This is a genomic window from Microbacterium sp. NPDC091662 (assembly GCF_044756705.1).
Taxonomy (GTDB): domain Bacteria; phylum Actinomycetota; class Actinomycetes; order Actinomycetales; family Microbacteriaceae; genus Microbacterium.
This window is the reverse complement of record NZ_JBIVTM010000003.1, coordinates 24,733-42,067: the sequence shown is the minus strand read 5'-3', so window position 1 is coordinate 42,067 and position 17,335 is coordinate 24,733. Positions and strand designations below refer to the sequence as shown.

General features: G+C 65.0%; 17 protein-coding genes. 4 read left to right on the top strand and 13 right to left on the bottom strand.

Annotated elements, in window-relative coordinates:
* Window positions 1–2: 2 nt before the first annotated feature.
* From ACIQLD_RS18360 to ACIQLD_RS18345, 4 genes are all read right to left on the bottom strand, one after another.
* Window positions 3–221 (bottom strand): hypothetical protein, encoded by a 219-nt coding sequence (locus ACIQLD_RS18360; RefSeq protein ID WP_402610387.1) that lies wholly within the window; start codon window positions 219–221, stop codon window positions 3–5.
* 2 nt (window positions 222–223) lie between these two features.
* A complete protein-coding gene (locus tag ACIQLD_RS18355; RefSeq protein WP_402610385.1) occupies window positions 224–982 on the bottom strand; it encodes a hypothetical protein in 759 nt (252 codons plus the stop codon).
* Window positions 975–1,253, bottom strand: a complete 279-nt coding sequence (locus tag ACIQLD_RS18350; protein ID WP_402610383.1) for a hypothetical protein — start codon at window positions 1,251–1,253, stop codon at window positions 975–977. Before ACIQLD_RS18350 ends, ACIQLD_RS18355 begins: the two co-directional genes overlap by 8 nt.
* Window positions 1,254–1,339: 86 nt before the next feature.
* Complete coding sequence (locus ACIQLD_RS18345) at window positions 1,340–2,065, bottom strand: hypothetical protein (RefSeq protein WP_402610381.1); 726 nt, start codon at window positions 2,063–2,065, stop codon at window positions 1,340–1,342.
* A 168-nt stretch (window positions 2,066–2,233) separates the two neighbouring features.
* On the opposite strand from ACIQLD_RS18345, the gene ACIQLD_RS18340 reads away from it, so the two are divergent.
* Complete coding sequence (locus tag ACIQLD_RS18340) at window positions 2,234–2,950, top strand: SOS response-associated peptidase (protein ID WP_402610379.1); 717 nt, start codon at window positions 2,234–2,236, stop codon at window positions 2,948–2,950.
* A 156-nt stretch (window positions 2,951–3,106) separates the two neighbouring features.
* Here ACIQLD_RS18340 and ACIQLD_RS18335 read toward each other — a convergent pair whose 3' ends face one another.
* From ACIQLD_RS18335 to ACIQLD_RS18295, 9 genes are all read right to left on the bottom strand, one after another.
* Entirely contained in the window at window positions 3,107–5,155 is a 2,049-nt protein-coding gene (locus ACIQLD_RS18335; protein ID WP_402610377.1) for a hypothetical protein, read from the bottom strand.
* 442 nt (window positions 5,156–5,597) lie between these two features.
* On the bottom strand, window positions 5,598–6,161 hold the full coding sequence (locus tag ACIQLD_RS18330) for a hypothetical protein (RefSeq protein ID WP_402610375.1): 564 nt from the start codon (window positions 6,159–6,161) through the stop codon (window positions 5,598–5,600).
* 121 nt (window positions 6,162–6,282) lie between these two features.
* Window positions 6,283–7,452 (bottom strand): M23 family metallopeptidase, encoded by a 1,170-nt coding sequence (locus ACIQLD_RS18325; protein ID WP_141371104.1) that lies wholly within the window; start codon window positions 7,450–7,452, stop codon window positions 6,283–6,285.
* 1 nt (window position 7,453) lies between these two features.
* Window positions 7,454–9,487 (bottom strand): hypothetical protein, encoded by a 2,034-nt coding sequence (locus ACIQLD_RS18320; protein WP_402610373.1) that lies wholly within the window; start codon window positions 9,485–9,487, stop codon window positions 7,454–7,456.
* On the bottom strand, window positions 9,484–12,033 hold the full coding sequence (locus tag ACIQLD_RS18315; protein ID WP_402610371.1) for an ATP-binding protein: 2,550 nt from the start codon (window positions 12,031–12,033) through the stop codon (window positions 9,484–9,486). Before ACIQLD_RS18315 ends, ACIQLD_RS18320 begins: the two co-directional genes overlap by 4 nt.
* Before the next feature lie 20 nt (window positions 12,034–12,053).
* Entirely contained in the window at window positions 12,054–12,632 is a 579-nt protein-coding gene (locus tag ACIQLD_RS18310; RefSeq protein WP_141371098.1) for a hypothetical protein, read from the bottom strand.
* Window positions 12,633–12,659: 27 nt separating this feature from the next.
* Entirely contained in the window at window positions 12,660–12,893 is a 234-nt protein-coding gene (locus ACIQLD_RS18305; RefSeq protein ID WP_141371096.1) for a hypothetical protein, read from the bottom strand.
* Between the two features lie 10 nt (window positions 12,894–12,903).
* A complete protein-coding gene (locus tag ACIQLD_RS18300) occupies window positions 12,904–13,818 on the bottom strand; it encodes a conjugal transfer protein (RefSeq protein ID WP_402610368.1) in 915 nt (304 codons plus the stop codon).
* A gap of 107 nt (window positions 13,819–13,925) precedes the next feature.
* Entirely contained in the window at window positions 13,926–14,156 is a 231-nt protein-coding gene (locus ACIQLD_RS18295) for a hypothetical protein (protein WP_402610366.1), read from the bottom strand.
* 269 nt (window positions 14,157–14,425) lie between these two features.
* Between ACIQLD_RS18295 and ACIQLD_RS18290 the strand changes: the two genes are divergently transcribed.
* The 3 genes from ACIQLD_RS18290 to ACIQLD_RS18280 all read left to right on the top strand — a co-directional run bounded on the left by ACIQLD_RS18290 (window position 14,426) and on the right by ACIQLD_RS18280 (window position 17,309).
* Window positions 14,426–15,202: a hypothetical protein gene (locus ACIQLD_RS18290; RefSeq protein WP_402610364.1), complete on the top strand. Its 777-nt coding sequence runs from the start codon at window positions 14,426–14,428 to the stop codon at window positions 15,200–15,202.
* A 479-nt stretch (window positions 15,203–15,681) separates the two neighbouring features.
* Window positions 15,682–16,653 carry a ParA family protein gene (locus tag ACIQLD_RS18285; protein WP_402610362.1) on the top strand — a complete coding sequence of 324 codons (972 nt, stop codon included), beginning with the start codon at window positions 15,682–15,684 and terminating at the stop codon, window positions 16,651–16,653.
* Window positions 16,650–17,309, top strand: coding sequence for a hypothetical protein (locus tag ACIQLD_RS18280; protein WP_402610360.1), 660 nt, complete (start codon window positions 16,650–16,652; stop codon window positions 17,307–17,309). The genes ACIQLD_RS18285 and ACIQLD_RS18280 overlap by 4 nt, the downstream gene beginning before the upstream one ends.
* Window positions 17,310–17,335: the final 26 nt, after the last annotated feature.

Below are 17,335 nucleotides of genomic sequence, written 5' to 3'. Positions count from 1 at the left end.
GATCATTTCTCCTGCTCGGCGATGATCTGGGTGACGGCGGCGCGGACCTTGGCGATGTTCGCTTCGGTCGGCTCGAGGCCGTCGTCGATGAGGCCGTCGCGGATCTCGTCATCGCTCGGGGTCTTGCCGTTGATCTGCTGGACGGCGACGATCGCGATCGCGATGTCGGTGATCGGGTCTTCGGTGTTGCCGAGGCCCAGGTGCTTCAGTTCGTTCGTCATGGTCAGTTCCCTTCGATCTGTGCGGCGATGCGTTCGCGGCCGCCGCTGTTGGTCACGTTCACCGAGCCACCCATCTGGGGATCGTAGAACGCGGCCTGCTGGTGTTCTTGGCAGAGTCGGCGAGCTTCCTCGGCCGACTCGACGCGGATGGAGACGTCCAGGGATACAACCCCAGTGTCGGGGTCATGCCAGGCGCCCTCGTAGTGCCCATCGCGGGTGAGGAGATCTGCGTTGTCGCGAGCAAACCCACGCACGTCGCGGAAGCTGAGATCAGCGGCCGGGATGGGGCGCTCACGGTCCGGGTAGGGGGACACGAAGAATCCCATGCCGACCTCACGCCCGGTGCGCGGATCGCGCGTGTACCCGCCGTCAGGATGCCGCAGCCGGCGGAGAGCCTTCGCGACGTCCAGATTCTCCTCCTCCGCCGAAAGCCCCTTGGCTCGCGCGAGTGCACGCTTCTGGGCAATGCGCGTCGCGCGGCCGACATAGAGGCGGGTGCGCAGCTCGTCGACGACAGCGGAATCAGGATCCAGGCTCGTGCGGATCTCGTTCTGCAGATCCCTCTGGCCTCGCGGGGAGGAGTCGTAGGCGGCGAGCTTAGTGACGTAGTTACGCTGCGCCTGGTCCGCCCGCCGACGCGAGTTCTGATCGTCGGGGAACCGCTCGAGCTCAGCCTCTGCCGCACCCAGGCGATGAGCAGCCGACTTCAGCTCCTGCGCAGTATGGGCACTGCAGCGAGGCCCGGGCTTGGGGTCACACACGACGGTTTTCCTTCTGCTTCTTCCGGATGCCGGTGACGATCAGCGCGAGGGCCACGATCACCACGGCGGCCACTATCATCAGGCGCCAGATGTCGAGGCCTGCTCCGTCCCACAGCTGCACGATGACGCTCTCCCCCGTGACGAAGACACCATTGCTGATCGCCCACGCACGGACGGGCTCCAAGATGAGAGCTGTCGGTGCGAGGATCAGCATCCCCGCACCGAGCAGCATCAGGAGGAACGGGTCCTCTTCGGTGCTGTTGTTCGCCATCGTCTTCTCCTTCACGTTGTGTTCTGCCTGCCATGGGTGCGCCCGTCGCCTGAAATCGGACGAGCCAGCACCGCGGTATTCGTTTGCTACGGCTGGACCGCGCCGTCGGGGACCCAGAGGATGATCCGGTCCTCGCAGATCTGTTTGGGTGCATCGCCCCAGAACGAGTCGTCGGGGAGCTTCTCCCCTGTGCCCGGCTCGTAGTGGCTCGAGGAGTGAGGATCACCGGTGAAGCTCGGTTTCGTGGCGTCGATCGGCTGCACCGTGCAGCGCTGCGTCTCCACACGGGGCTCAGCGTCCACATCGTCGGTACCGATCACACGGACGGTGACGTCGACTTCGTCCCAGCGGGTTGTCCAGAGCACCCTTCCGGCCACGACGTAGTCCGCAACCGTCTTCTCCACCACGACCCCGTCCTCGTCGAGGGAGGTGTATCCGTAGCTGGTGACGCCGGCCTCATCGACGGACACGCTGTAGTACGAGCCGTCCACGCGGCGCAGCATGTCCTGATCGGAATCCTGCTCGAAGACGATCTTCGTGTTTGCCATCTCGGCGCGAGCTTGCACATCGCGCTTCACGTTGAGGTCCTGGAGGTAGATCAGCCCCGCAGCGACGAGGCCGATTACAGCCGTCGACACCACGACAGTGATCACCCGGCGCCTCACGGTGCGCTTCTTTTCCTGCACCTCACGCGCCGCACTTTCCTGGGCCGCGCGTTCCTGGGCCGCACGTTCTTCGCGGCTCTCATGCTCGCGAGCATCCGCTCGCGAGATGCTCTTGCGGCGCTTGCTTCGTGCGGTGGTGAGTCTCATGCCCCGCTCCTCTCATCAGTTGACGTTCTTGCCTGACATGGGTGCCGGAAGCACTTTGAATCGGACAACACTCGCCTGTCTTTTTTCTCATGTAGGAGACTATCTCCTATATGTAAATAAGACAAGATCGTCTATTCCGTGCCGGAGGCCGGAGCTATCCTGCGAGACATGTGCGGCCGCTATGCGCTCTCCGATTCAGTGAATGAACAGATCACCGAGTTCGTCACCGAGACGGGACGGCACCCCGAGGAGTGGTCCCCCGACTGGGAATCCAGCTACAACATCGCCCCGACCCAGGACATCCCGATCCTGCTCGACTCCGCCAAATCCGGGGAGCTCCGATTCGAGCGTGCTCGATGGTCGCTGGTGCCGTCCTGGTCGAAGGAACTCAAGCTGAAGTTCGCGACCCACAACGCGAAGGCCGAGGGCATCCTCGAGAAGAACACCTGGCGTAAGCCCGTCCAATCACACCGGGCGATCATCCCCGCTCACGGATTCTTCGAATGGACGGGCGAGCGCGGATCCAAGCAGCCATGGTTCATCCACCACCCGGAGGGGCAGCTGCTCGGTTTCGCCGGCCTCTACAGCTGGTGGGTCGATCGCACCGCGGCCGAGGATGATCCGAATCGATGGAAGCTCACCGCGACGATCATCACCTCGGATGCGGTCGAAACGCTCGAGGGGATTCACGACCGGAATCCCGTGATCCTCCCGCAGCACATGTGGCTGCACTGGATGGATCCGAGCATCGTCGGCACCCAGGAGCTCGTAGACGAGGCGGTTCGTGCGGGCGTTGCCGAGGCGTCCACCCTCACCTTCGACGAGGTCGCGCCGTTCAAGGTCAGCGACAACGGGCCGCAGCTTCTCGAACCTCTATCCCGCTGAGACGCCGGCCGCTTCGTCGGCCCGCCGTGCGGCGTGGCAGTCAGCACAGGTGGCGCGGCTCCAATCGGTGCTGATGCTGACGTCGCGGCGACCGCAGGCAGCTCGCGCGCCGACCATCGGGCCGTGCACGCGAGCTGCCTTGTCTGCCATGGCCGACTATCGCCCCGGGCTGAGGAGGATGGTGACCTCGTCATCGTCCGGGCGAGACGACAGCCGTTCCTCGCCGGACTCCGTGGTGAACGAGATCCGCGTGTACCCGTCGTCATCTTCGTCAGCGTCGACCGCGTCGATGGTTGCGGTCAGGGTGTCCCCGTTGACGTCGACGAGGATCGTCATGCCTGGCTCGAGGTCGCTGACGGCGAGCTCGAAGCTCTGCAGCCCACCCTCGCTTTCGCTCTCCTGCTGTTCTTCGGAGAGTTCCGGGTCCGGTACGGCAGCAGTGGCCATTTCGGGAGTTGTCGGATCGAGCTTCTCGGGTTCGGCGATGTACTCGTCGACGTCGACAGGCGGCTGGTAATCCGCATCGTCCTTGAGCTTGATACCGAGACCGTGGAGGATCTTGCGGTCGTGGTCCGGCAGGTTCTTCTCCAGTTTGGGTGTCCAGAAGATCTGCGCGTGCTCGGGCGTCACTCCCATGCCGATGGAGACCCAGGCGCGGCCGGCAACAGATTCGAGCCCTTCGGTGGCAGCCAAGGAGCCGAAGGTCATCATCGAGGTGGAGGCCTCGAGGTTGCGGAGGGCGATGCGGACCGCGAACTGTGAGCGGGAGCTGGTGCTCAACCACGATGACGCTGCCTGCTGGCTCGCGAGGATGACGTGCACCCGGGCCTCGCGACCGAGGCGGAGAACCGAGCCGAGCATCCGCATGACGGGGTGCTTGGTACCGGACGGTGGCTTCTCGAGTCCGAACCGAGCGCACCAGTGCTCTTTCCCCTCCCCCGACTGCCACCAGTCGTTGAGGATCTCGTTGACCTCTTCACCCTCGTCGATCACGAGGATCAGGGGCGGGAGGACCTTGCGCAGATGCGGGCCGTACTTCTCGAGGAAGGCGTATCTCTCGTCCATCCGCTCCTTCACCGTGAGCAGCATCTCGGTGATGCCGACTTCACGGGTAGCCGCCTTGTGGGCGCCGGGGATGAGATCCAGGTCGAACAGACCCAGTCGCTTCGGGTCGATCGGGTAGATCTCGACCCCGCCGTAGTACTCCTCGAGTTTGTGGTGTTCCACATCGAGATCCGCGAGTGCGGCACGAAGCTCCGAGCGGAACAGTTTCCGCAGCTTCTTCGAGATCGGCAGCTTCATCAGCAACGTCAGCAGCAGCACCGTCTTTCCACCACCGGTGCCGCCGACGATGAGCAGGTGCGGGACGGGGGCGTCGAGATCCCAGATGCACTCCCGGCCGCTACGGAACCGACCGAAGACGACCTTCATCGGATCCGCCTCGTTGCGCGGCGGGTTGGGGATCCGGTCCGCGAGCGGGGTGAGAGGCATCAACGTGCCCTTCCGCTCGGCGATGTCGTACACGCCGACGAGTGAGGAGTCATTCACGACCTCGCGGATCACAGAGGTGACGTTTTTCTGTATGTAGGCCTTCGACGCTCGCGCTGACTGCTTGGGTTGCCAGCCGAACTCGAGCTTGGTGATCGCCCCCTCGGCGTCGCGCTCGATCGTCGTCACCGTCGCGTCCGGTATCTCGGCACTGATGATCGTGCTGAGCTCGTCCTTCTCGGAGTCGGTCTCCTCCGGCTCGGTGTCGTCGACGACGAGGTCGACGATGCAGTTCCTCGAATCGTTCTTGGCCACTCGGTAGGGCACGCCCATCCGGTTGGAGACCTGCACGACGAGGGTGTCGAGGAAGTGCGGATCGGAGTCGATGACGTCGGCGGGGTACGCGATCCGGAATAGGTAGGGGATGCCGATCCAGACAGGGTGATCACTACGTTCATCCTTCCGCCACCGTTTCGCCGTGACCAGGTCGCGTGTTGGTGCTGCCGTTCGGATGGCGGCGTTGATCGCCTCGATCGTCTTGTCGATCGATCGGCCCCGCTGCCACTTCCGGTGCCCGAGTGCGATGATCGCCGCGATCACGAGCACCGCAGCTGTGATGGTGAGCGCGACCTTGTCGGTGCGGCCGGTGAGACCGAGGAACCCGATGAGGAGCAGGGTAAGCACCAGCACCACGGTGACGCGCTTCGGCCAGAGCATGGGGCGACGCGGCAGGGATCGGACTGCTACTTCCCCGACCACCTCCGGTTTCACGTCGATGCCAAATCGCATGCCTAATCCCTTCGCTACGGGCATGCAGTTTTCATGCCTCTACAGGTCATAGGTGCTGTTCTGCGGCTGGATCGGACATGCCACCTTGTTTTTCAACTGGCAGCCCAACTCGCGCGCACCTCGCACCCTCTTGACAAGGGTGATAGGCTTCCTGAGCACCGGAAGGATGAGGAGCGGAAGGAAGCCTAAACCCCCTTCTCACAGGGAATACCTACCCCGTATTCAAGGAATGCCTACCGGGTGCCTAGCTCCGTTCTCACGGCAGTTGTCAGTGATTCTCACCGACCTGTCGGGCCTCGTCCCGCGTGATTCCGCGGAAGATTTACGACAACTCTCGTGAGACTGCTGACAACTCCGATGAGATCGGAGGCTACTCGGCGGATGCGGCGTCGGCGTCCCGAACTTCACGAGCTCGTTGCCACTGCGCCGAGAGCTTTTCTGACTGCCGGCGTGCAGCTGCAGGGTCTACCCCGCGGGCCGATTTAGGCGCCGGCGGGAACGGGTTGCCGGCGTTGAACTCGCGCTCGAGCTCCTCTGCTCGAGCGGGGATCCGCTCGGCCATGAGCGCCGAGACGGAGGCGTAGCCACCGCTCTCCTGGCGCGTCCACCACCAGGCGGCGAGTAGCCGCCGGTGCGGTGTCGTCGGGATGTAGTAGCTGTGCATGCGGTAGTCGGCATCATCGCCGGCCTTGCGTCCGCGGGCTCCGCGGGGTGCCGGCGGGAACGGCTGTCCATCGTTGAAGTCCTGCTCGAGGCGATGAGCTTCGGCGCATTCGATCTCGGAGATCAGGGCGCCCAGGGTGGGCACGGTCTGTGTCGCCCACCACGCGGCTTTGAGCCGCTCATGGTCGGACGTGCGGATCCAGAAGCCCTGTAGGCGGCTTTCGGGTGCGGCGTCGGGCGAGGCGGAGTCGGGGGCTCCAATGGCAGCCACGTCGAGATCTCTCCTCGGGGAAGTCTTGAAAATGCAAGACGGCGAGACCGGAAATCCGCCGTTTTGTCTTTTTCTGTCGGGTGCGTTGAGTTTACCCGGCACCCCCTCCGAGCGCTTCCTATTATCCTTGCCCAGCCTCGAGGAGTTCGATTCCGAAGATCCGCATGAAGTCGACAGGGTGGACGAAGTTGGCCCAGTTGGGATCGCCGCCGACGTCCGCGACGGTCGGTAGCTGCGCAACCTGCGGGTTGGTGTTGCCGGTGACGTCAATACGGAGATCCAGGTGGCAACCGAAGCTGAGCCCCTGCTCAGAGCCACCGTTGCCGACGACGCCGATCTGCTGCCCCGCTTTGACCTGGTCGCCGACGTTCACGAGGTGGTCTTTCTCGTACATGTGCAGGTAGGACACCGTGAAGCCGTCCGGGTGTTTGATCGACAGCCAGAGGAAGTCGGACCGGGTCACGACTCCGTCCAGGACGGCGTAGACGGGCTTCTCGCAGGCTCCACCAGGGTTGACCAGGTCGACGGCCGCATGCCAGCGGCTCGCGTTGCCCTGACCGGCTCGAGGGCCGAAGCCGCTGGTCATCATGTAGGGAGGGTTCAGGGGGAGAGCGGCCTGACCGTTACCGCCACTGGGCTCGCACTCTCCACCGCCGCCGAGGGTGGTGGAGATGATCTCGGCCGCCCCGACCCAGGCCTCGTAACGGTCGGGGAACGCACTGACCTGGACGCGCTGGGCGGCGTCACCGAGAGGCATGCTCTCCCAGTCTTTGATGTCGAGAAGTCCGCGCGGGCTGCCGCCATTCGGTCCCTCGGGGCCGCCGAAGAACGCGCGCGCCGAGTAGCGGACGTCCATGAGCTCCGCGACGGTGCCCCACCCGGAGGAGGGGCGCTGCTGGAAGATGTTGACGGAGTCGTGGTCACTGCCCACGGCCTGGTGCGGGTACTCGAGGCTCTCGGGAACGCTGCTGTTGGCGTACATCTTCAGCTTCGACTCGACGAGCGTCGTGATGAGGGCGATCTTGACGCCCGTGGCGGGGATCTTCTGCTCGGCGGCGACCTCGATGATGACGCGGGCGTTGGCCAGCTGCTCGGGTCCGAGCGTGACGCTCTGGCCTGTCGAGCTGGTCACCTCGAGCGTCTGCACGCTGGAATCGACGGCGGCGCAGCTCTGACCGTTCCCTCCCCCTGTCGCCACCGCGATGAACAGCGTCGCGACGATAGCTATCACCGCAAGTGCAGGCGCGATGACGAACAGGGCGGGGACAACGAGCAGCGATTTCCAGTTCATCTCAGCGGACACTGCTCCGGTTGGCCGCGAGCCGGGCGCGGAGATCCTGCGATGCGGAGAGCCTCATCGCGGGACGACTGGCGGGCAGCCGGTACGTCGGCGACGTCGACGGGCGATCGACCGACGGGCGCACGACGATCCCTGCGCCAGATTCGCTCAGACGGATGCGCCGCGGTGCGGAGGGCGCAGAGGGCTCGGTGGGTGCGGGAACAGCTTTGGGAGCCGTAGAGGCCCCCTGCAGGGCCTGTGAGCCCGCATTCGCTGCCTTCGTGACCGACTTCTTGACGGCGGCCGAGCCGACCTCCTTCGCAGCCGCGACAGCGACGCCAGGCACACCTCCGGGAAGCCCACGGGCAATCCTGACGAGAGCGCCGAGGGAGGGACCCTTGCTCGGCTTCCTCGGTGCGCGCGTGCCCGTGGGACCGTCGCCGTCGCCGGGAGGCGTGGCTGCAGGTTCCGGTGCGGGGGGCTCCGACTGTCCGCTAGTGAGAATGTCGGTCGACGGCAGCGCCCTCGGCGTCGCGAAGTTGTTGGTGACGGCTGTGGCGGGGAGGGCGTTCTTGGCTGCCTGGACTCGGGCGACGCCGTTGATCGCGGCGGTGGCGAGCGAGCCTCCGACAACGGCGGCCGCCATGCGCTGCTTCGGGGAGGCTTTCCCGCCTCGAACGCCCATGCGCGACAGTTGCTCAGCCAGGGTCCTGCCCGCGCGTTTGGCGCTGACCTTCGCGCGGATCAGCATGAACACGATGACGATCACCATCATGTTGAGGAACCCCATCTGGACCATGAGAGGGATGCCGGCGTTCGCGATCGCCTTCACGACTTCGCTGGTGAACTTGAGCGCACCGGCGAGGCCGACGGTGAGGAACACCAGGCTCGAGATCCCGATGACAGTGTCAGCGAGGGAGCGCCACAGGGCGCTGCGGTTGATCGGGAGGATGCCGATGAGGACATGCCACATCGTCTTGAGAGCGGACCAGAGACCGCCGATCACCGAGAGCATGAACAGCAGCAGGATTGTGACGGGGAGGAAGAACATGCTCGTCGAGCCGTTCATCACCACGACCATGCCGATCACGGAGAGGAAGTTCGGGTTCTCGTTGAAGCTCTTCGCCTCGGGGTCGCAGGCGCGGACGTCGTCGCGGACGTCGTCGATGGTGATCGCGCCCTCGTAGGGAACCCAGAGGAACCCGGCCTTCTCCTCAGTGCCGCCCTTCATCTTCTCGTTGTAGATCGCTTCGCAGTCGCCAGTGAGGGTGTGACCGAAGCTCAACACCTGGGCGGGGTTTCGTACGTACAGGTCGGCGAGCTGGCCGGTGATCACCGTCTGCAGGGTCTCGCTCGGGTCGGCGTCGATCTGGGTGGTGTCGTCGGTGACGACGATCACGGCCATCTGTCCGCCGTACTTCATCGCGGTGTCGAGGAATCCGCCGTCCTTGGTGATGTTCGTGACGGGGTTCGCAAGGAATCCGACCGCAAGACAGGCGCAGACGACACTGATCAGGATCTCGCCGGCGCCCTTCCCGATGCGGCCGAGCATGATGTACAGCATCCCGATACCGCCGGCGATCGGGAGAGCGAATGAGACCCAGTTGATCTGACCGAAGACCCGCTCCATGGTCTCGGAGATCAGCACGAACGGCGTTGCGATCCACTCGACCCATTGGAACGAGATGACCCAGTCGAAGAGCCAGAGCATCCACGAGACGATGAAGATGTGGGTTGCCCAGAGGAAGTCGAGCGGGCCGGTGACGAGGAGCTTGCCGTCGAACCCGTTGCCGCGGTCGAGGGGCAGTTGCACGTACTGGGCGATCGGGATGCCGGCGCTGTCCTTGACTGCAATCCCCGGGAGCAGCTGGATGGGCGAGTCCTCGGCGGCGAAGGCGATCGTCGGCCATCCGATCATGAACGACGTCAGAATGATGGTCGCGAGGATCCGGAACGGCACCGGGTGGCGGTGCGCCCAGATCCGGATCGCCCAGAACGGACGGACGATCGCCTCGTCGATGGTGCGTGCATAGAACCCGAACATCATGCGACCTTCCTCGCCGGCGGAGTGGAGAGCACCGCGGCGCGACGGTGAGGACGCTCCGGCAGCGACTTCTGCCACTTGCCGATCCGGCCCTGCTGGTCGCGCATGAACGATTCGCCCTCGCGGCCCGGGAGCACCATGGAATCGGCGCCGACGGGAGACAGCTCGGTGACCTCACGGACCAGGCCGAGGTTGACGTCCTCGTCCTCCTTCATGCCGGTCATCCACTTCACGTTCTGGAACGCCACGGACTCGTCGGTCTGGCGCATGTTGTAGCGGATGCGGAGCAGGCCGCGGGCGCTGCCGAAGTCGGTATCCTCCTGCGATCCCAACCCGACGCGGGCACGGTGCTTGCGGCCGTCCTTGACCCAAATCTTCACGTCGCGGGCGCCCTCGGGGGAGCTGGTGACGGCGTAGCACTCGTCGATGTAGGCGGTGGCGAGGTCATCGTCGTCTTGGAAGCAGATCGAGCGGGAGACGCCGATGAGCATCGCGTTGAGGGCACGGCCCACGATCTTCTCGAGGTCCATCTCCTCGAAGAGGTGCTTGTTGAACAGCTCGCTCTGATCGGGGACCGTCAGGCCTGCCGTGAGGAAGACGATCGCTCGAGCGTCGACATCCATCGCCGGCAGCCCGTCGTTGAACAGGACCTCGCCGAGGTCCTTCGTCGAGACCAGGCGGATCGAGTTGGACAGCTCCTTGGTTTCGGGACTGTTGAACTGCTCGATGTGTGCCGCGAGAGCGGGCAGGCTGGTGATGTTCTGCGCCGCGAGGTACTCCTTCTCGAGGATCCTCGAGAGCATGAGGCCCCGCTCGTCACGAGGGGCGATGCCGAGCATCGTGGTGAACAGGGACTGGACCATCCGCGCACCGCGGCGAGGCCCGAACATCCGCAGCGGGTCGACGGACCACTCCGGACGCATGAGGTCGACGACCGCGGTGCGGTCCGGCTCCAGGCTGCGGGCGAAGTGCGCATACTCGCGCTTCTCGGTGCGGTCGAACGCGATCACGCGGCCGAGCATGTCCAGGGTGTCCCCCATGTCGCACTTCATCAGCACGCTCTTGCCGCTGCCGAGCTCGCCGGTCACACCGAAGCTCGAGGACATGTTGTGGACGATGGCGCCGTCCGGGTCGCTGAGCACGGGTGTGGGGCGGCCGCCAGAGATGTTGACGCCGATGCGGGCGCCCTTCGGGTCGCCGAGCTCGAAACCAACGAGGGGCACTCCCGAGGCGAACATCCGCCCGGAGGTGATGTGTGAGACCTCGCGGATGATGCGTGTCGTCGGGGCGCCGGGGATCCCTGCCCACCAGAACTCTTCCTGCTCGCCGAGGTCGTGGGTGATGGTGAAGTCGGTACCGGCATACGCGTCCGCGACGATCTGCGCCTTGGCGAGAGCGACCTCCGGGCTTGGGCCTCCGCTGACGAAGAAGATCGCGGCTTCGACCTCGACCTCGCGCTCGCTGTTGTTGAGCTCGGCGATGTATGCGCCCAGGTTTTCCAGGCTCTCGTCGAGGTCGGCGCGCCCGCCCGTGAGACTGTTGGCAGTCTGCTGCTGGTCGTACTGGTCGCCGAGGGTCTGCTCGGCCTTCTTGTTGCGGTGGCGTACATCTCGGGCGGACTTGATGGTGAGGCGCTGGATCCAGTCGACGTCGATCGGCAGCTGGTCGACGAAACTCATCCACTCGACACCAGGCGACTCCCACCCGCCCTTGGGGGCGCCGGCCAGGCGCTGCAGCACCTGGTACGAGGGCTCGAAACCGGCATCCGACTGCACCTTGAGGTAGCGGCGCTTGAACGGGACGCGACGCTTCCAGCGCGCAACGTCGGACTGTCCACCTTCGTCGAACGTGCACCCGGGGATCGCTGCGGGAAGAGTGAACTCCGAGCGCTCCCGCTCCCCCAGCAGATCGCGCTTGCTTCCGGCGGGCGTGGGGGGCGTCGGCACCGTGTCCGCGGCGAGACCGCGCTGCTGGCTGTGCAGGTTGACCCACACCATCTCGGCCGGGCTGGAAGGGGTCGGGTTGAACGCCGCCGGGATCCGCTTCTCGATCTGCCGGGCCGCCTCGAGTGCACGGTCGACCATCGGCGACGGGGGCAGCCGGCGAGGCAGGGCGAACGTGTTGCGTCCCTTCGCCTCCGCGGCGAATAGAGAGAGCTGGGCGAGATCCCAGATACCCTCGGCCGCGAGAGGGACCGCGAGCCAGAACGCGCGGGTACCGAGAGGGATCTGCTCGAGCGCATCGAGGGTGAGTTCCGCCTCCTCCTTCCACTCCGTGGCCCGCTCGAGGTCGATGCCGTCGATCATCCGCTGGACGATCTCAACCGGGTCGATCTCTGCCGTCAGCCCCAGGAGCAGGGCCTCCCCGCGCAGCTGCTGGTAGAAGGCCTGGTGGAAGCCCTTGACGGCCAGCTGCTCTTTGAACGAGGCGTAGGGGTAGATGACCTGACGTCCGCCGATCTTCGCCGGCTGCAGGCGCCACATCGCCCAGACAACGCCGGAGCGGGTCCACATCAGGTTCTTCGTCAGGGCGATCGCCGGGTGGTGCATGAGTCAGTCCTTCTCTCGGTCTACTTCGCTCGGGTCTGCTGGAGCAGACGCTCCACGCCGGTGACGGCGCGCGGAGTTGCTGTAGCAGGGGTCGGTGTCGGTTCAGCTGCAGGAGCAGCCACAGGTGCGGGCACCGGCGTAGCTGCCGGTGTGGCGGCCGGTTCCACCGGCACGTCGACGAGCTGCTCGAGCTCATCGGTCGACCAGTCGATGGCGGCGTCGCTGCGAACCCGGTGAGGGACGCGAATGGTGACCTTGCGGCCGTTTCGGCGGCCCTGAACGGGACTGCCGATCGCGTGCATCGCCGACATTCCGACAGTGAGGACGTTCCGGTTCTGTGTGGGGATCCGTCCCGACAGCAAGCCCAGGCCGATAGCAACGGCAGCGGCGACGGGGATGTCGATGATGAAGCTGCCGAATGACCACATCGGCTTCGTCAGCAGCGCCACCGCGGCGGCGAGGATCAACACGATCCCCTGCAGCAGCGTGTACGGGCCACCCCAGATCCTCGTACCGTCCGGCAGCTTCCCCAGCATCTTGGGGAACTTGCGCGCGGCCGTGAAGAACCGGGCGGTCTCCGGTGCGAGATTCTTGTCCATCACTCCCCCGTTGTCGGTTGCTTTTGATCAGCCGTTGTTGGGCAGGAGAGGTGCGACGGCGTCCTTGATGCCCTCGATGCCGCCCCAGATGATGACCAGGAGGATCGCGGCGAGGAACGCTGCGGCGATGACCTTCGTGAGCGTGTATCCGCCACGGCTGGGAAGCCACACGGCGAGAACGGTGACCACGAGGGACATGACGGTGCGGAACGCCGTGAGAGCTTCCGCAGACGTGGTGTTGATCCAATCGAAGAGGTTCATTTCGGGGTCCTTACTGCTCGGTGTCGCCGGTCGGCGACGGGGTTGGAGTGATTTCGGTGGTGGTGGTGCTGCTGGCGGTCGAGAACAGCGGCGCCGGGTCGACGGACTGCACTTCCCAGCGGCCCGCACGGACGGTGAGGGTGAGTGCGTACGTCGACGACAGGGCGCGGGAATCGACGTTGGCCGCGCGGATCGTTGCGAGTACGTGGATCTCGGTGCCATCCGCGGGCTCGCCCTCGGTCTTCGTGTCCGTGCGCAGCTCCACCGGCTCGAGCTGCACGAACAGCGCCGGCGAGACGGCGCTGATCTCGGAGTCCGGGGAGATGAATCGGGTGATGTCACCGGCGCCCGTCAGATACGCGGTGAGGAACTCCATGACCGTGGTGCCGGCGGCATCCGCGGTGGTCAGCTGCTGCCCGTATCCCAGTCCGGGAAGTGACGGACTCGACGGCTGCGCGATCGGCGTCGGGAGCGTCGCGGCCTTGAAGCCCTGGCCGGCTACCAGCACGGGTACCTGGAAGTAGCGGCGCGCCCAGATCTCGCTGGCGTCGCCGTCCTTGTCGTAGGAGGTCTCTTTCACGCTGACCGAGACGACGACGGTGGCGATGTCGTCGACGGCAGTGATGGAAGCCACGGCGGGATCCCGGTAGGTCCAGGGTTCTTCGGACAGACCAGCCTCGAACGTCGACCGGTCGATGTAGCTCTCCAGGTCCCCGGGAGCGTTGCGCGTGGCGGACAACCAGGACGTCGTGAAGGCGAGTGCGTACTCGCCGGCGGCCTGGTGCTCAACGCTCAGCCCTTCAGTTCCGGTGCTCTGCGCGGGTGCGGCGACGGGGCGCCCTTGCGCTGCGCACGAGTTCAGAAGCGCGAGAGGTCCGCTGACCACACAGAACGCGAGAGCGACGGTGCCGATGGTGGTAGCCATCGACCGTCCTTTGGTGTGGCCGCTCCCCCGCGCCTCGCGTTGCTTCTTCACGCGCTCCGGCTTCGGCTCTGGAGCCGGCTTCTCAGCGTTCTTCTTGAAGATCGACATCAGTCCTTCTCCCCCGGCAGACGGAGCTGGATGACGCGGCTGGCGGACTCGTTCGCCGCTCCCAGCCGCGCGGGCTCCAGCGCCCTCCGCATTCGTTCCTGCGCCATCGGATCCATAGGACGGTCGTGGAGATCAGGGATCGCCGAAGTGATCTCGTCCATCGCTCGCAGAGCGCGTGCGGCATCACGCACGAAATCCTCGGGAAACTCCTCCGCCACCGCTCCGCTCACTGCCCTGTCCCTTCCTCAAGCGCATCAGCGCCCGGTTGGGTCGCTGTCGCACACCATGGGTCGGCTTCTGAGGCGAGATCGGACAAGCGGAGTTTTGTCTTTTTCTGATAGCAGACATAACTAGCCGCTCATCTGGGAAATTCAAGACTCGTTCGAGTGGCTTGACGGCTGCTGCAGCGAGGTGATCTCGCGTCTGGGCAAGGGTTCGGGCAAGACCTCGTGAGGAACGTCGCTCGTGTCCATGTACCCCGACACGAGAGGCCGAACTCATGTCTTCCACCGCACTCCAGACCCCAGGGCTGCTCACCCAGCTGCGCTCCGAATGGCTGCGCACCGGCACCGAGACGATCGCTCTCGGCGACGCCGAGTACACCGCCGGCGAGCTGCTCACCCTCCTTCACGCACTGACCGGTCCTGCACAGGACGAGCTGCTCCACCAGCTGCTGGTCGCGGGCCACGAAGGCAACCTGCTCGCCGAGCGAATCGTCCTGCAACGCCTCCTCCCCAAGGCCGTCCACCTCGCCCGGAGCTGCGCTTCGCTTCGTGACATCAAGGGACGGGACAACACGTCGCAGGATGCGGTCGCGATCGCCATCGGAGCGGTCTGGGAAGAGATCCGGGTCTACCCGCTGCACCTCACCAGCAGCATCCACGCCAACATCGGCCTGAACGCCCTGAACAAGATCACCAAGATCACCGCCGGCGAGTCCGTCATCCTCGAACCAGAGATCATCCAGGAGTCGGTCGAGAGCACCCAGGCGATCAAGCACACCGATGAGTGGGACCCGGAGGCATGGGCGACCGACAACGCCCGAGCCGTCGAAGATCTCGCCTTCGTGCTGCGGTGGGCCATCGACACCCAGACCCTCTCCCCCGCCGAGGTTCGCCTGCTGGCTCGTTATGACCTCGGCAGCCTCGAGGACCGTGAAGACCTCGCCGACGAACTCGACATCAAGCGCGACAGCCTCAACCGTCGCGCCCACCGCATCCGTTGCACCCTCATCGAAGCGATCCAGACGCACATCCGAGAGAACGGCGGCTGGTAGGTCGCACGATCTCCAGCTCTCACCAGCCAACGCCCCCTGGACGGCCCCAGGGGGCGTTTTCTCGCCCACTCGCGCCACCGGCACCCCTGCCGACGGTCCTCGTGCAGGAGAATGGCCACAGAAGGCCTCCCCCCGTCCAGGTAGCAAGTTGCGCTCCCGGGGGCTCCCCCACCCCATGCCGAGTCTCGATAATAAGTAGGCATGGCATAGGCATCCCGTAGGCATTCATCTACTTGCCGATAAGCTGCATACTCAATGTCTAACGACTGCCTACATGCATGCTGGTTGTTATCCGCTTGTTGCTGACTGGCGGTCGCCTGGCTAGATGCTTGTTGTTTCTGTGCAGGACATAGGCGTCCATATTGTTAGTAGATTCCTCGCGATTTGTTGCAACGTTGCTTCCATATAGCAGTCATCAGGAGTACACTTGGCGGCATGCAGCAAACACATGTGTCATCTATGCCCTGCCGGTGGTCGTCATGCTGACAGCCACTGAGAGGGCCACGTTGAAGCGAGTTCTCGTTGTCAGCAACAAGAAGGGCGGCGTCGGCAAGACGAGCTGCACTTCGAATGTTGGTGGTGTTCTCGCGCAGGCCGGGTATCGGGTACTCGGCATGGACCTCGACCCTCAAGGACACCTCGGCGTTGAGCTCGGCTACAAAGGCACCGAGATCGATGACGGGGGAGCGGGTCTCTTCCAGTCGCTCATCCTCGGCCAGGAGCTGAAGCCGGCGAAGAACGTGCGGCCCGGGTTCGACGTCATCCCCGGCGGCCCTCAGACCTCGCACCTGGTGGACTCTCTCCTCGGTAAGGCCATGCGCGGAGAAGACCCGTCATACCTGCTCGCGAAGAAGCTTGCGGAGATTGCGGGCAACTACGACGTGATCCTGATCGACTGCCCGCCAGGGGAGAACCACCTGCTGACACAGGCCTTCGTCGCCGCGCGCTGGGTGCTCATCCCGACCGCCCCAGACAACGGCAGCATCAACGGCCTCGTGGAACTCGCTCAGAAGGTGATCGCCACCAGACCCCTGAATCCGACGATCATGCCGCTCGGTGCGGTTCTGTTCGCGATCGACTCCCGCGCCGTCGCGATGAAGGCACGCAAGGCCGAGCAGATCCGTACCGTCATGGGCGACGTCGCCCCGGTGTTCACCTCGGTCATCCGCTACAGCCAGACAGCCGGAGTCGACGCCCGCGACCGGGGACAGCTCATCATCGAGCTCGCCGCAGACGCCGAGCAGCAGAAAGCCCAACGCATCAACTGGGCGCGAATGCTCAAGGCGAGGAAGGCAGGGGAGGACGTCGACGAGACGACCCTCGAGGAGGACGTGAAGAAGAAGGGGCCCCGGATCAGCGAGTCGGCCGCCGGTCTGGCGAACGACTACCTCAGCCTGACGGGCGAGATCATCCACGCTCTCGCCGAGAACGAGAAGGAGCAGGTGAAATGAGCCCGGAAACCAAGCTGACTCCGAACGCCTTCGCCGGCCTACTTGCCCCGGTGGAGTCTCCTGCCCCTGTGGCGCCTGCTCTCGACGACATGCCCGCAGCAGTGGATAAGCAGGTTGTCGCTGAGCAGCCTCAGCCTGCGCAGGAAACGGCACCCAAGAAGGCGCGCAGCAAGAAGAAGACCGACCCGGAGGCTGCGGCGTCGCAGCCCGTGGTTGAGGTCGAGGCGCCGGCGAAGACCCCGAAGTCTGAACCGGCGACCAGCGGGGGAGAGGCGTCGACTGGCGCCAACCCGTACCACCCGATCAACATCTCGCTGCCGCTGAGCATCAACGAGCGCTACGAGGCGTACAAGCAGACCTCGGGATCTTCGCACCCTGAGATCCTCTTCGACGCGATCGACGCCACCGCCGAGCAGCTGCCCGACCTGATCCGCGCGAAGTACGGCGAGGTGAAGGCCACCAGCCTGTTCAACCGCCCGAACCGGACGATGAAGACGTTTGCGCCGGAAGAGAAGTCGAAGACGTTCATCGTGCGTGTCCGTGAGGACAACGCGAACATCCTCGAGGATCTGTGGCGTCAGCTCGGCGCCCCGAACAGGAACGCGATGATCGTCGTCGCCTATGACGAGTTCCTACCGAAGACCGAAGCCAACTAACTACCAACCAGGGGGGGACCCGGGAT